The following is a 12653-nucleotide window of genomic DNA, read 5'->3' as shown; positions in this document are numbered from 1 at the left end:
GTCAGTGGGCGACGGCGGCCGCGCCGTGCTCGTCGACCAGCGCGCCGGTGACGAACCTGGACAGGGCGAAGGGCGCGTTGTACGGGTGGGGTTCGCCGGTGGCGATGGTGTGGGCGTAGCACCAGCCGACGCCGGGGGTGGCCTTGAACCCGCCCGTCCCCCAGCCGCAGTTGAGGTACAGGTCCTCGACCGGGGTGAGGCCGACGATGGGGGAGGCGTCCGGGGTGGTGTCGACGATGCCGGCCCAGGTGCGCAGCATGTGGGCGCGGGCGAACACCGGGAACAGCTCCAGGGCGGCGGCCATCTGACGCTCGATGATGTGGAACGCGCCCCGCTGGCCGTAGCCGTTGTAGCTGTCGATGCCGGCGCCCATGACGAGCTCGCCCTTGTGCGCCTGGGAGACGTACACATGGACGGCGTTGGACATCACGACCGTCGGGTGCACCGGCTCCAGCAGCTCGGAGACGAGTGCCTGGAGCGGGTGGCTCTGCAACGGCAGCCGCAGGCCCACCATCTCGGCCAGCACCGAGGTGTGTCCCGCACCGGCGAGCGCCACCTTGCCGGCCGCGATGTCGCCGCGCGTGGTCCGTACGCCCGTCACCCGGCCGTCGGTCACGTCGATGCCCGTGACTTCGCAGTTCTGGATCAGGTCGATGCCGTACGCGTCGGCCCGCCGCGCGAAGCCCCAGGCGACGTAGTCGTGCTTGGCGATACCGGCGCGTGGCTGGTACGTGGCGCCGAGCACCGGATAGCGCACGTCCGGGTCGATGTTGACGATCGGGCAGACCTTGGCGACCTCGTCCGGCTCCAGCCACTCGGCGTCGATGCCGTTGAGCCGGTTGGCATGGACCCGGCGCTTGCTGTCCCGGATGTCCTGGAGGGTGTGCGCGAGGTTCAGCACCCCGCGCTGGCTGAACAGGATGGGGTAGTCGAGGTCCTCCTCGAGGGTCTCCCACAGCTTCAGGGAGTGCTCGTAGATGCCGGAGCTCTCGTCCCACAGGTAGTTGGAGCGGATGATGGTGGTGTTGCGGGCCATGTTCCCGCCGGCCAGCCACCCCTTCTCCAGCACCGCGACATTGGTGATCCCGTGGTTCTTGGCCAGGTAGTAGGCGGTGGCCAGGCCGTGCCCGCCGCCGCCGACGATCACCACGTCGTACGAGCGCTTGGGGTCGGGGTTGCGCCAGAGGAAGTCCGGGTGGTCCGGAAGCGGCGTGCCGGTCATGCCGCGGCTCCGTTCAGCTCGGGGTACAGGGGGAACGCGGCGGCGAGCCTCGCCACCCGGCCGCGCAGCGCCCCGGCCTGTTCGGCGGGGAGCTGCTCGGGCTTGAGGGTGTGGGCGATGATGTCGGCGACCTCGCGGAACTCGGCCTCGCCGAAGCCACGGGTGGCCAGGGCGGGGGTGCCGATCCGCAGCCCGGACGACACCATGGGCGGGCGCGGGTCGAAGGGGACGGCGTTGCGGTGGACGGTGATGCCGACCGCGTGCAGCCGGTCCTCGGCCTGCCGGCCGTCGAGGGAGCTGTCGCGCAGGTCCACCAGGACGAGATGGACCTCCGTGCCGCCGGTTAGCAGCAGCGCGGTGCCCCGGTCGATCGCCAGCTGCTCGATCGTGTCGACGTGCGCGCAGCCGTCGTAGTAGCGCTTCTCGGGGTAGCCCTCGGCGTACTTGTCGGTCAGGACCGAGCCCTGGGTCTGCAGCGCCGCCACCGGCGCGAAGAAGCTCATGCGGTCCCCTTGGAAGACGAGAGGCGTACGTCTGATATATCAGTTGTAGGTGTAGTTCAGGTCAGTCGTCAAGGAGTCGTCGCACAGTCCTTCCGCCAGACTGATATATCAATCGTGCTAGCGTGAGAGGAACGAGTCTCGGCGAGGAGGGCGCGCATGTCGGTCGCGGTGGCGGAGAGCGGGCTCACCCTGGCCGAGCGGGCCTATCGGGCCCTGTGCGACCGCCTGGTGACGCTGCAGATCGCGCCCGGCACACCCATCAACGACGAGCAGGTGGCGGCGGAGCTGGGGGTCGGACGCACACCGGTGCGCGAGGCGCTCAAGCGCCTGGAGGTCGACCGGCTCGTGGTCTCCTACCCGCGGCGCGGCACGTTCGCCTCCGAGGTGCAGATCACCGACCTCGGTCACCTCACCGAGGTGCGCCTCCGGCTGGAGCCGCTGGCGGCCGACTGCGCCGCGCGCCGGGCCGGCGCGGCGGACCGGGCGGTCCTGGGCCGACTGCTGGAGGAGGTGGACGCGGCCGCCGGACGGGAGGTCGGCGAACTCCTCGCACTGGACCTCCGGCTGCACCGGGCCCTGTACACCGCCACGGCGAACCCCTTCCTCCAGGACACGCTCGTGCGCTACGACAACCTGGCCACGCGGATCTGGTGTCTGTTCCTCGACCGCCTTCCCGGGCTGGCCGGCCATGTGGGCGAGCACGGTCCGCTCGTACGCGCGGTCCTGGCGGGGGACGGGGACCGCGCCGCGGCCCTGGCCGCCGAGCATGTGGAGCATTTCGAGACCGCGATCCGTTCCCTGCTCTGAGCTCCCCTGCGCCGGAACGACACCCGTACGGACCGTCAGGCGCTCCGGTCACGGGGCGGAACGCTACCCGGTCTGGTCCGTCGGGTCCGACTCCGGCAGGGGGCAGGTGAGGGGGAGGACGCGTTCCGTGAGTCGTCCGGTGAGGTGGGTGTCGGTCAGGGCGGCTTCGGTGAGCCAGTCCGCCGCGGTGAGCTGGTCCACCAGGTGCCGCAACTCGCCGGGATCCACCGGGATCGCGGCGGTGAGGGAGCTCAGGGCGATGCCCTGGCCGTCGGGGCCGAGGCGGCCCGAGCCGTTGGTGCGGGTGGCCAGGGTCAGGGCGAGCAGGCGGGTGCCGGCGGTGGCCTTGGCCTTGCGGAGTTTCCTGTCCGAGACGATCTTCTGGGCCCAGCCGCTGAGCCTGGGCCGTGTCTTCCTGCTGAACGTGAACGGTCCCGAACCGTCCTCGCCGGGTGCCAGGGAAGGCACGATGACGGCGGTGGGGCTCTCCGGCCGGGAGGCCAGCAGTTCCTCCGCGGTGCCGGGGACCACCAGCCATCCGCAGTCGGTCAGCTGCTCGACCAGCTCCTGCGGGTCCGTCAGACCCAGCGCGGTGACGTCCTGGCCGACGACGTTGCCGGTGCCGGTGTGCGCCGTACGCAGGGTCAGCATCAGGACGAGCAGCCGGGCGTCGGGTCCCGGCAGCGGGTTGTGGTCGGCCACATGGGCGAGGACGGAGCGTACGTGTTCCCACTGCACCGGCGCGTTCAGCACACGGCTGACGCCCGGCCCGTCGGCGTCCGCGCCGAGGCCGGTGCGCTGAAGGTGCTGGGAGCGGGCCGCGGCGGCGGCCTGCTCGGCACGCACCGCCTCCCGCCGCAGCGTGCTGTCACCGGTGACCTCGGCCCAGGTGGTGAAGGCGTGCGCCTTGCGTTCATGGAGGTCGGCGAGCAGCGCCAGATCGGGCTCGGCCTGCTTCTGGTACGCGCGGAACAGGTCACCGAGTTCGACGAGTTCGTCCCGCAGGATGGCGGGCCGCAGATCGTGCGGGACGATCCGCTGGGCGATCTTCCCGTGCGGACGGGTGCGCGGCGCGGGCGAGGAGCGGGGCGCGGGCACGCTCCGCGGTCCGGCCGCGGGCGGGGAAGTGTCGGAGAACCGCGGCGCTCCGGCCGGCGCGGTCGACGGGCGGTCGGCGGCCGGTCCGCAGGGGGGCGGGGTGGTGGTGACGACCTTCGCGCCGGGTGTCGCGGCCGCGCAGCGTGCGCAGCACTCCATCGCCTGCCACCAGCGGCCCTGCCGGTCGCCCAGCACGGCCAGGACGACCGCCCCGCCGCACCGCCAGGGCTGGCCGCCCGGCTGCCGGTCGGCGGGAGAGAGGTGCGTACGGCAGCTTTCGGCCCGGCACGCGCAGTACGCGCCGGTCCGGGGCCCCGCGACCGCCCGCAGGTGGGACTTCAGGTGTTCGACCGCGGCCGCACGGCCGGCGGCCGCGGACGGCAGTCGCTGCTCGGCACAGGCGGGGCGGCTGCAGGAGACGCGTACCGCCGTGCTGCCACGGCCGGCAGGGTCCAGCCGCACCGTCCACCGGCGCCCCAGTACCCGCTCGTCCGGCTCGCTCGCCGTGGCCTCGGTCATCCTCGCCCGTTTCCTTTCCCACTTGCCCGTTCCCTCGCTGTCCGTATCCGCTCCACCGCACAGGGTGAGGCGGGCAGCGGGCCTACCGTACGCGGCAGACGACACCGTGACCTGAGAACTCGCCGGACGCCCGGACGTTGCGGGTCAGGGCCGGGTGAACGGCAGTTCGAGCATGGGGGTGCGCGGGTGGCAACGGGATGCGGCGAGCGGGGCGACCGCCCGCCGCGCGCGGCGATTCACCCCGTCACGGGGCGTCGTCGGCTCCCTGCGCGGTCGGCTGCCACCCCGCCTCCGGGTCCAGGGACAGCCCGGGGTGGTCGCGTTTGAAGGCCTCGGCCTGTTCCTCGATCCTCGGCAGGGCGTGGTCGGGGGCGCCGAAGCCGCGGAAGAGCGTCGTGCAGTACTCGCGGGCCAGGAACGCCGCGTCCCACTGTCCGTCCGGGTTGACCCACTGATAGGTGTGGTTGTGGAGGTTGAGGAACTGCAGGGTGCCCAGGCGCGGTTCCATCGTGCGGAAGGTGCTCTGCTCCATGGCCTCCGCGAGCAGCGCGGAGATCAGCTGCTCGAAGTCCGAACGCTGCTCCAGCAGCGTCTTCAGCTCCGCACCGCCCAGCGAGCGGTAGTCGTGCTCGTAGACCCAGATGTGGTCCAGCCGGCGGAAGATGATGGTCAGCAGCGACTCGGACAGCAGCCGCAGCCGCAGCAACGGGGTGGCCTCGAGGTCCGCGATCTGCCGGGCCCGGGACAGCAGCGGCCCCATCACCCGGGACTGGATCTCGACGAGGAGGTTCTCCTTCGAGCCGATGTAGTAGTACAGCGCGCCCTTGGCGAGCCCCACGGCCCGGCCCAGGTCGTTGATCGGCGTCGCCGCGTATCCCTGCCGGGCGAACAGCGCTGCCGCGACATCGATGATCTTCTGGCGTCTGATCTCGAAGCCCGGTCCATGGCCCGGCGGTCGTGGCATGGGTGCTCTCCCGCTCGACGTGACGACGTACCGAATTAAAGCCGACTCCGCGGGCGCGGCGGACGGCTCCCCCTCTACGGGCGGAGCGGAGCACGGGACGTCATCCCGGTTTGCCGGACCGGACGGTGCATTGACCGGCGCGGCCACGGCGATCGGTCCGGCCGCCGTCAGGCCCGGTGCTGCCAGAGGTCGCGGAGCAGGGAGATCTCCGACATGTGGTGGATGAACTCCAGGTTGCCGCCCCAGAGCACGTCCGCGAAGGGATCGTCGGGGTCGGAGCCGTAGGGGTACTGGGAGAATCCGACGGTGTCGAGCTGCGCGTCGGTGACCGTGGCGACGGCCTCGCGCCAGCGGTCGATCGTGGCCCAGAACCGTTCGAGGGCGAGGGCGGCGTCAGGGGTGAAGTCGACCATCAGCTTCGGATCCCGGCGCCGTTCGCCGAAGGCCCACTCCCAGCCGCCCGCGAAGCCGTAGTGGAGATGTCCCAGCCGCCAGGCGATCGTGGTGACCGGCGTCCGGTCGGGCAGCACCGGGCCGGTGTGGGCGAGGACCTCCTCGACCCGCCGGACGCTCACGCTCCAGTCCTCCGCGATCTTGGCGACGGACATCCCGTCCGCGGCCTGCCGGGCGACCTCGGCGTACTCGCTCGGCGGGATGTCCGGGGCGCCCTGATCCAGCACCCAGTCGCCCGGCCCGAACGCCCGGGGAGTCCTCGCCTCCCCCCCCCGCCGCCGGATCGACCAGCAGTCCGCCACCGGCTCCCAGAGGTACTCCTCGTCCCCGAGCCCGGTCAGCCGTACCTGGGCCCTCTCCCTGGCGCAGTCGAACTGGTCGAGCAGCAGACCCAGACGGTCCGTCCCCATGCGTGGCCCCTCTCGCGGTCGCCCGCCTCCTCGTCATGTCCACGCGGAGGCTAGCTGGCCCCGCTCACGGGGCGCGACGCATTTCCGGGCGCCCGCCGACCCCCGGCCACCCCTATCCGTTCCGTGGATGCGCGGCATAACGAGAATCGATTTCCCAGATTCGAGCGGGGTGGCGTGAGATGGGGCGACGCCAAGGAAACCACCCCGGAGCCGTCCATGCGTTTCGCCACCTATGAACACCGGCACCAGCACCAGCACCGGCGCCGGGTCGCCGTGGTCGAGGAGGACGGGACCCTCTTCCCGGTGCCCGGGGCACGGTCGCTCACCGAGCTGATCGGCTCCGGCGACGGTCTCGACGCCCTGCTGCGCGTCGGCGCCACGGCCCTCGACGCACCGGCGGGCCCGCATGTCTCCGAGGTGCGGCTGCTGCCGCCGCTGGAGCCGCCCACAGTGCGGGACTTCGTCACCTTCGAGGAGCACGTCGAGGGCGTACGGCGGTCCGTGGACGGCGCCGGGGGAGTGCCCGAGGCCTGGTACGACGCTCCGACCTTCTACTTCACCAACCCCTACGCGATGATCGGCGCCCACGACGACGTCCCGGTCCCCCCGGGCAGCGCCGTGCTCGACTTCGAACTGGAGGTCGCCGCCGTCGTCGGCCGCGCCGGACGCGACCTCACCCCCGCCGAGGCCCGCGACCACATCCTCGGCTACACGGTCTTCAACGACTGGTCCGCGCGCGATCTCCAGTCCCGCGAGATGCAGGTCCGCCTCGGCCCCTGCAAGGGCAAGGACACCGCGACCACCCTCGGGCCCTACCTGGTCACCGCCGACGAGCTGGAGCCGTACCGGGACGCCGAGGGCTTCCTTCGGCTGGCCCTGACCGCCGCCGTCAACGGCGAGACCGTCGGCACGGACCTGCTGTCCCACATGAGCTGGACCTTCGAGGAGATGGTCGCCTACGCCTCACGCGGCACCTGGGTGCGCCCCGGTGACGTCCTCGGCTCGGGCACCTGCGGCAACGGGGGCTGCCTCGCCGAGCTGTGGGGCGTCCGCGGCAGACAGGACCCGCCGCCGCTCGTCCCCGGCGACACCGTGACGCTCACCGTGGAGGGCGTCGGCACCGTCTCCAACACCGTCGTCGCCGGCGTGGAACCCCGTCCGCTGCCCTTGGCCCGCCGCCGTACCCGGGAACGGCCGTGAGCGGCCCGGGGCAGGTCGACGCGGACGGGGCGACGGACCTGGTGCACGGCCCCCGGCGGGTGCCGCTGGCGGTCGACGCGACCGTCGCCGCCCGCGTACGACGACGGGTCCCCACCCGCTGACGACGACGGGCCCCCGCGTCGGCCCTCCGGCTACCCGCCCCGCTCGGCCGGGGTCGGTTCGAGCTCCTGCTCGGTCCAGATGCACTTGCCGTCCCGGAGATACCGCGCGCCCCAGCGCCGGGAGAGCGCGGAGACGAGCTGCAGACCGCGGCCCCCCTCGTCGGTGTACGAGGTGCGGCGGATGCGCGGGGTGGTCAGGCTGCCGTCGTAGACCTCGCAGATCAGGGAGCGGGAGCGCAGCAGCCGCAGCCCGAGGGGGCCCCGGGCGTGCCGCACGGCGTTGCCGACGAGCTCGCTGACCAGGAGTTCGGTGCTGACGACGAGGTCGTCCAGCCCCCAGGCGGCGAGCTGTCCCCGGATGTGCGCGCGGGCCTGCCCGGCCGCCCGGGGGTCGTAGGGCAGGTCGAAGGCGGCGATGTCCTCGGCCGAGGTGCCATGGGTGTGGGCGATGAGCAGGGCCGCGTCGTCGGGGGTCCGGTCGCGGTCGGGCAGCAGCGCCGAGGTGACCAGGTCGCACAGGTCGTCCAGCCGCGGTGCGCCGTGCTCCGGGCGCCCCGGCCGGAACCGGGGGTCGCCGGCCGCGGCCTCGGCCAGGACCCGCTTCAGCTGGTCCAGCCCCTCGTCGAAGTCCCGGCCGGAGGATTCCACGAGACCGTCGGTCCACAGGACCAGCAGACAGTCCTCGGGCAGCCGCAGCTCATGGATCTCGAAGGGCGGGTCGGCGGCGCCGAGCGGCGGATCGCCGGCCAGCTCGGGGAAGTGGACGCTGCCGTCGGGGTGCACGACGACCGGCGGGGGATGACCGGCCAGCGAGAACGAGCACAGCCGGGTGACCGGGTCGAACACGGCGTACAGACAGGTCGCGTAGAAGTCGTCGCCGAGTTCGCTGACCACGTCGTTGAGATGCCCGAGCAGCTCGTCCGGGGCCATGTCCAGGTCGGCGAGGGTGCGCACCGCGGTGCGCAGCCGGCCCATGGTGGCAGCCTCGCTGATGCCATGGCCCATGACGTCGCCGATCACGATGGCGGCCCGGTCGGCGGAGAGCGGGATCAGGTCGTACCAGTCGCCGCCCACGCTCTCGCCCCGGCCCGCGGGCAGATAGCGGGCGGCGGCGTGCACGGCCGGCAGCCGGGGGAGCGTCCTGGGCAGCAGTCCGCGCTGGAGTTCCTGGGCGCGGGTGTGCTCCGCGTCGTAGAGCCGGGCCCGTTCCAGCGCCTGGCCGACCAGACCGCTCAGCGTGGTGAGCAGCGTGCGCTCCTCGTCGCTGAAGGAGCGCCGCCGGTGGAAGGACAGGGTGAGGCCGCCGATGTTGCGCCCTGAGGCGACCATCGGCAGGAACGCCCAGGACTGCATCGGGGACGCCTCGATCATCTCCCCGAGGATCGGATAGGCCCGGAGGAACTCCTCGGGCGACTCGAAGAACAGGGGGGTGTGGGTCCGCAGCATGTCGGTGATCACGGGATGCTCGGCGTACGGCATCCCGTTGAGCAGCCGGAGGAAGGAGTCCGGGTATCCGGCGGAGTCCACCACATGGATCCGGCCGCTCTCGAGCACGTCGACCAGCAGGCCGTCGGCGCCGAACGGGGGCACCACGTGCCGGGCGACGGTCCGGACGACGTCCTGCGAGGTGACGGCCTCGGCGAGCGCGACGGTCAGCTCGTTCATGCGCACGGTCCGCTCGGACCCGGCGGGCCCGCCGGGCGTGTTCGCCAGGTGTGCCGCGGCCCAGGCCGCCACCGCGCGCAGAAACGACCGCTGTGTCCCGTCCGGCTCTCCGGGCCCCGCCGTGAGCACGGACAGCACGCCGACCGGCCCGTCGGGGCCGAGCAGCGGCACCGCCGCCGTGCCGTCCGCCCCGATGCCCAGGCCGTCCCCGGGCACCCAGGCGAACGCGCCGTCCCGCACGGCCCGTACGGGCGCCACGTCCCGCTCCTCGCCCAGTTCCGCCCAGGCCGCGAGGCTCGCCTGCGGGAGCCCGTCGCTCGCGGTCAGGCTCAGCCTCCCGGTGCCGGGATCGCGTCGGTGCAGCAGGGAGCCGAGGCCGCCCAGACACGTCGTCGCCTGCCGGAGGGCCAGGTGCAGCGTCTGCGTGAGAGTCTCCGTCTCCTCGTCCCCCGGCACCGGACATCCGGCCCCCGCCGACGCCGCCTGTTCGGCGGCGGCCGTCCCGGCTCCTGTCGTGCGGAGCCTGTGCATGCGCGGACCACCACCTCGCATGTCCGGCGAATCGGTTGATCTCCACACTAACCCGGAGTGCGTGTCCCTCGCGCCCGCGCCCACGGCGGCAGCCGGCGGACCCCGGGGGTGACGGGCTCCCGGGGTGCCGGGAGCCCGTCGGTGCTTCCCCGTAGGGGTATTCGGTGCCCACGGTCGCGCGGATGTGCCGGCCGACGGATGTGTCGACCGCGGGTCGATCAGGAACTGGGCAGAGGTGCCCGGCCGGGGTGCGGACCGACCGGTCGAGGATCCGCTCGCGGAATGCGCGTACGTCCAGACCGGGTGGAGGTCGCCCCGCGCACGGCTCGGGTCGGCCAGGTACTGCCGGCCGACCCGGACGAAGGGCCGCTCGGGCAGCCGTCCGGCAGGGATCGCGCGTTCGCCCGCCGCGACCTCCGCGTAGCCGCCGCCCAGGCCGTGGCGGTAGCGCTGGAACTCCGGCTGACGGGCCGCGGATCCCGGCGCGTCGGGGATCAGTTCCAGCCGAAGCGCCGGTCCACCACCGCCGCGAACTCCTCCAGGGACAGCACCGCGTCCCCGTTCTGATCGGCCGCGTCGAACAGGGCGGAGGAGGCGTCGGCGTCCCCGAGGCCCCAGAACGGCAGCACCCCCGACGCGGCGAGCGACGGACCCCTGGTCCGCAGGGCGGTGATCACCTCCGCCCGGGTCAGGGTCCCGTCCTGATCGAGGTCGAGCGCCTCGAACAGTCTTCGGGCCTTGTCACTCGGCACGTCGCCCTCGTTCCTCTGGATCGGCCGGCGGGTCCCCTCCCGCTCACAGGGGAAAACGCCCGTTCCGTCCTTCCGGTTCCATCAGGACCATGCCAAGAACACGGTCAGCCCAGATAGGCCGGGGCGACGGCGGAGTCCATCAGCCGGCGGGCCGTACCGCCGCCGTCGGCGGACACGGTCCACAGATCGGAGCCGTAGTCGCCGGGGAGGGCGTAGACGAGCGTGTCGTCGTCGGCCCACAGCGCCTGGTCGTCGATGGTGCGGCTCTCGGCGGTCGGGGTCTCCTTCATCGTCCGCAGATCGAGCACGTACAGCCGCCAGGGCGCGTCCGGCGAGGCCCCCTTCACCCGCTTCTTGTACGCGATCCGGGTCCCGTCGGGCGACAGGGACGGGCATTCGACGTTGCGGTGCACGGTGGTGAGGGTACGGGCCGTGACATCGCCCCGGACGAGATAGGTCTTCCCGCCCGTCGCCAGGGTGGCGTAGAAGCGGTGGTCGTCGGCGAAGGTGACACCCCAGACGTTGGTGTCGGCCGCGTGGTGGACGTGCCCGTCCTTGACGATACGGAAGGTCTCCAGATTGTCGTCGACCGTCCAGGTGCGGGTGTCGACGATCGCCGTCCGGGTGGAGAAGTTCGTACCGGCGTACGAGTCCCCGCTGACGAAGACCGTCCAGGCGACCAGATGCCCGGAGGGGGAGACCCGGGCCCGGGTGGGGATGCCCGGCACCGCGAAGTGGCGCAGCTCGTGCAGGCTCGCGTCGAGCACCACCGCCCGGTAGGTGTCCCGCAGCGCCCCGTGCACGGCCTGGAGGCAGATGCCGGTGCCCGCCGCCGCGTGGAAGCGCAGGCACTTGACGCCCGACACGGTGCGCGGCCCCTGCGGATCGTCGGCGGGCACGGCGGCGATCTCGTCGCGGTGCGGCCCCCAGGCCAGGTTGCGCACCAGCAGCCGGCGGCCGGACGCCGGCCGCAGGGAGACGCTGCCGGACCGCACGGTCGGACCGTCGGCCTGCTGCTCGTCCCGCATGCCCGACCGGTGCGCCGCGTACAGCACCGCCCCGGCCCCCACGCTCCCCAGCAGCAGGACCGCCACCAGCAGGACCACCAGACGACCGGTCCGGGTCATACGGCGACCACCTCCTCGGGCGCGGCGGCGGGTCGCAGGACGTACGCGGCGACCAGGGCGCTGACGGCCAGGGCGCAGGCGGTGGCCGCGAGCGCGGTCCGCCCGCCCCACAGGCTCCAGGCCGCGCCGAAGGCCAGCGAGCAGAGGAACCGGGCCAGCGCCTGACCGGTGCCGACCAGGGCCTGCCCGGCGCCCTGGTGCCGGTCCGGGACGGCACCGGCGGTGGCGGCGGCGAGGACCCCGTCGGTGGCGGCGTAGAAGGTGCCGTGCAGGACGAGGACGGCGATCACGGCGGGGACGCCGTGCCACGGGGAGAGCACCAGTCCGTACCCGAGCAGTAGGACCCCGTGACCGGCGAGGAAGAGCCGGCGGCGGCTGACCCTGTCGGCGAGCGCCCCGAGCGGGACGGCGAGCAGCAGGAAGACGGCGGCGGTGCCCAGCGGCAGCAGCGGGAACAGGTCGGCGGGCAGCCGTCCTGCGCGCTGGAGCAGCAGATAGAGGAAGGAGTCGCTGACCGTGGTCAGACCCAGCAGCGCCGCGCACACGGTCAGCCGGCGCAGTGCGGGGCGGCGCAGCAGCGCGAACGCCTCCGGCAGCGTCGGCCGGGCCGCCTCGGACGGTCGTACGGCCCCCGCGGGGGTGATGCGGGCGGGCACGAACAGCACCAGCACCAGGACCCCGAGCACGGCCACACAGCCGCTGACGGCGAACACCGCGTCATAGCCGTCGACGGTGGCGCGCAGCACGGCGAAGGCGACGAGGGGGCCGAGCAGCGCGCCGGTGGTGTCCATGGCCCGGTGCACCCCGAAGGCGCGCCCCCGGCGCTCGGGCTCGGTGGCCAGTGAGATCATCGCGTCCCGGGGCGCGGTGCGCAGCCCCTTGCCGGTGCGGTCGGCCGCGAGCACGCCGCTGATCATCGGCAGGGTGTGGGCGAACAGCAGCAGCGGCTTGCACAGCGCCGACAGACCGTAGCCGAGGCCCGCGACCGCCTTGTGCCGGCGGCCCCCTCGGTCGGCGAGATGCCCGCCCGCCAGCCGTACGAGCGCCCCGACCCCGTTGTTGATGCCGTCGAGGAGTCCGAAGCCGAGCGGTGAGAGACCGAGGCCCGCGACGACGTAGAGCGGCAGGACGGCGGTGACCATCTCGGAGGAGACGTCCGTGATCAGGCTGACCGCGCCGAGGGCCAGCACGGTGGAGGGCACGGCGGCCGGCCGCCGCCCGGGACGGATGTCCTGGGCGACGGCGGGCCCGGTGCCGCGGGAGTCCGCGAGGTACACCGG

General features: G+C 73.1%; 12 protein-coding genes. 3 read left to right on the top strand and 9 right to left on the bottom strand.

Features of this window, described 5'->3' with window-relative positions; genetic code table 11:
• Position 1: 1 nt before the first annotated feature.
• Both ACYQ8Q_RS06900 and ACYQ8Q_RS06895 read right to left on the bottom strand, forming a co-directional pair.
• Positions 2–1222, bottom strand: a complete 1221-nt coding sequence (locus tag ACYQ8Q_RS06900; protein WP_460062805.1) for a sarcosine oxidase subunit beta family protein — start codon at positions 1220–1222, stop codon at positions 2–4.
• On the bottom strand, positions 1219–1725 hold the full coding sequence (locus tag ACYQ8Q_RS06895) for a hypothetical protein (protein WP_460062803.1): 507 nt from the start codon (positions 1723–1725) through the stop codon (positions 1219–1221). The genes ACYQ8Q_RS06900 and ACYQ8Q_RS06895 overlap by 4 nt, the downstream gene beginning before the upstream one ends.
• 156 nt (positions 1726–1881) lie before the next feature.
• On the opposite strand from ACYQ8Q_RS06895, the gene ACYQ8Q_RS06890 reads away from it, so the two are divergent.
• A complete protein-coding gene (locus tag ACYQ8Q_RS06890) occupies positions 1882–2532 on the top strand; it encodes a GntR family transcriptional regulator (RefSeq protein WP_460062802.1) in 651 nt (216 codons plus the stop codon).
• 63 nt (positions 2533–2595) lie between these two features.
• Here ACYQ8Q_RS06890 and ACYQ8Q_RS06885 read toward each other — a convergent pair whose 3' ends face one another.
• From ACYQ8Q_RS06885 to ACYQ8Q_RS06875, 3 genes are all read right to left on the bottom strand, one after another.
• Positions 2596–4149, bottom strand: a complete 1554-nt coding sequence (locus ACYQ8Q_RS06885; protein ID WP_460062800.1) for a hypothetical protein — start codon at positions 4147–4149, stop codon at positions 2596–2598.
• A 244-nt stretch (positions 4150–4393) separates the two neighbouring features.
• Positions 4394–5113: a TetR family transcriptional regulator gene (locus tag ACYQ8Q_RS06880; protein WP_460062798.1), complete on the bottom strand. Its 720-nt coding sequence runs from the start codon at positions 5111–5113 to the stop codon at positions 4394–4396.
• 167 nt (positions 5114–5280) lie between these two features.
• Positions 5281–5976 carry a DinB family protein gene (locus tag ACYQ8Q_RS06875; protein WP_460062797.1) on the bottom strand — a complete coding sequence of 232 codons (696 nt, stop codon included), beginning with the start codon at positions 5974–5976 and terminating at the stop codon, positions 5281–5283.
• 216 nt (positions 5977–6192) lie between these two features.
• Between ACYQ8Q_RS06875 and ACYQ8Q_RS06870 the strand changes: the two genes are divergently transcribed.
• Positions 6193–7176 carry a fumarylacetoacetate hydrolase family protein gene (locus tag ACYQ8Q_RS06870; protein ID WP_460073204.1) on the top strand — a complete coding sequence of 328 codons (984 nt, stop codon included), beginning with the start codon at positions 6193–6195 and terminating at the stop codon, positions 7174–7176.
• Positions 7173–7298 carry a hypothetical protein gene (locus ACYQ8Q_RS06865; RefSeq protein WP_460062796.1) on the top strand — a complete coding sequence of 42 codons (126 nt, stop codon included), beginning with the start codon at positions 7173–7175 and terminating at the stop codon, positions 7296–7298. The genes ACYQ8Q_RS06870 and ACYQ8Q_RS06865 overlap by 4 nt, the downstream gene beginning before the upstream one ends.
• A gap of 30 nt (positions 7299–7328) precedes the next feature.
• Here the strand turns inward: ACYQ8Q_RS06865 and ACYQ8Q_RS06860 are convergent, their stop codons facing one another.
• From ACYQ8Q_RS06860 to ACYQ8Q_RS06845, 4 genes are all read right to left on the bottom strand, one after another.
• A complete protein-coding gene (locus tag ACYQ8Q_RS06860) occupies positions 7329–9494 on the bottom strand; it encodes an ATP-binding SpoIIE family protein phosphatase (RefSeq protein ID WP_460062794.1) in 2166 nt (721 codons plus the stop codon).
• A gap of 494 nt (positions 9495–9988) precedes the next feature.
• Positions 9989–10246 carry an EF-hand domain-containing protein gene (locus ACYQ8Q_RS06855; protein WP_460062792.1) on the bottom strand — a complete coding sequence of 86 codons (258 nt, stop codon included), beginning with the start codon at positions 10244–10246 and terminating at the stop codon, positions 9989–9991.
• Positions 10247–10350: 104 nt separating this feature from the next.
• On the bottom strand, positions 10351–11373 hold the full coding sequence (locus ACYQ8Q_RS06850; protein ID WP_460062791.1) for a TolB family protein: 1023 nt from the start codon (positions 11371–11373) through the stop codon (positions 10351–10353).
• Positions 11370–12650, bottom strand: a complete 1281-nt coding sequence (locus tag ACYQ8Q_RS06845) for an MFS transporter (protein ID WP_460062789.1) — start codon at positions 12648–12650, stop codon at positions 11370–11372. The genes ACYQ8Q_RS06850 and ACYQ8Q_RS06845 overlap by 4 nt, the downstream gene beginning before the upstream one ends.
• Positions 12651–12653: the final 3 nt, after the last annotated feature.

Source organism: Streptomyces sp. YKOK-I1 (genome assembly GCF_054660435.1).
Note: the sequence above shows the minus strand (reverse complement) of the source record. Positions and strands in the feature narration are given on the sequence as shown.

What these genes read in the sequence shown, in the direction of transcription:
- ACYQ8Q_RS06900 (WP_460062805.1), bottom strand. Translation starts at nt 1,222, where the DNA reads ATGACCGGCACGCCGCTTCCGGACCACCCGGACTTCCTCTGGCGCAAC.
- ACYQ8Q_RS06895 (WP_460062803.1), bottom strand. Translation starts at nt 1,725, where the DNA reads ATGAGCTTCTTCGCGCCGGTGGCGGCGCTGCAGACCCAGGGCTCGGTC.
- ACYQ8Q_RS06890 (WP_460062802.1), top strand. Translation starts at nt 1,882, where the DNA reads ATGTCGGTCGCGGTGGCGGAGAGCGGGCTCACCCTGGCCGAGCGGGCC.
- ACYQ8Q_RS06885 (WP_460062800.1), bottom strand. Translation starts at nt 4,149, where the DNA reads ATGACCGAGGCCACGGCGAGCGAGCCGGACGAGCGGGTACTGGGGCGC.
- ACYQ8Q_RS06880 (WP_460062798.1), bottom strand. Translation starts at nt 5,113, where the DNA reads ATGCCACGACCGCCGGGCCATGGACCGGGCTTCGAGATCAGACGCCAG.
- ACYQ8Q_RS06875 (WP_460062797.1), bottom strand. Translation starts at nt 5,976, where the DNA reads ATGGGGACGGACCGTCTGGGTCTGCTGCTCGACCAGTTCGACTGCGCC.
- ACYQ8Q_RS06870 (WP_460073204.1), top strand. Translation starts at nt 6,193, where the DNA reads ATGCGTTTCGCCACCTATGAACACCGGCACCAGCACCAGCACCGGCGC.
- ACYQ8Q_RS06860 (WP_460062794.1), bottom strand. Translation starts at nt 9,494, where the DNA reads ATGCACAGGCTCCGCACGACAGGAGCCGGGACGGCCGCCGCCGAACAG.
- ACYQ8Q_RS06850 (WP_460062791.1), bottom strand. Translation starts at nt 11,373, where the DNA reads ATGACCCGGACCGGTCGTCTGGTGGTCCTGCTGGTGGCGGTCCTGCTG.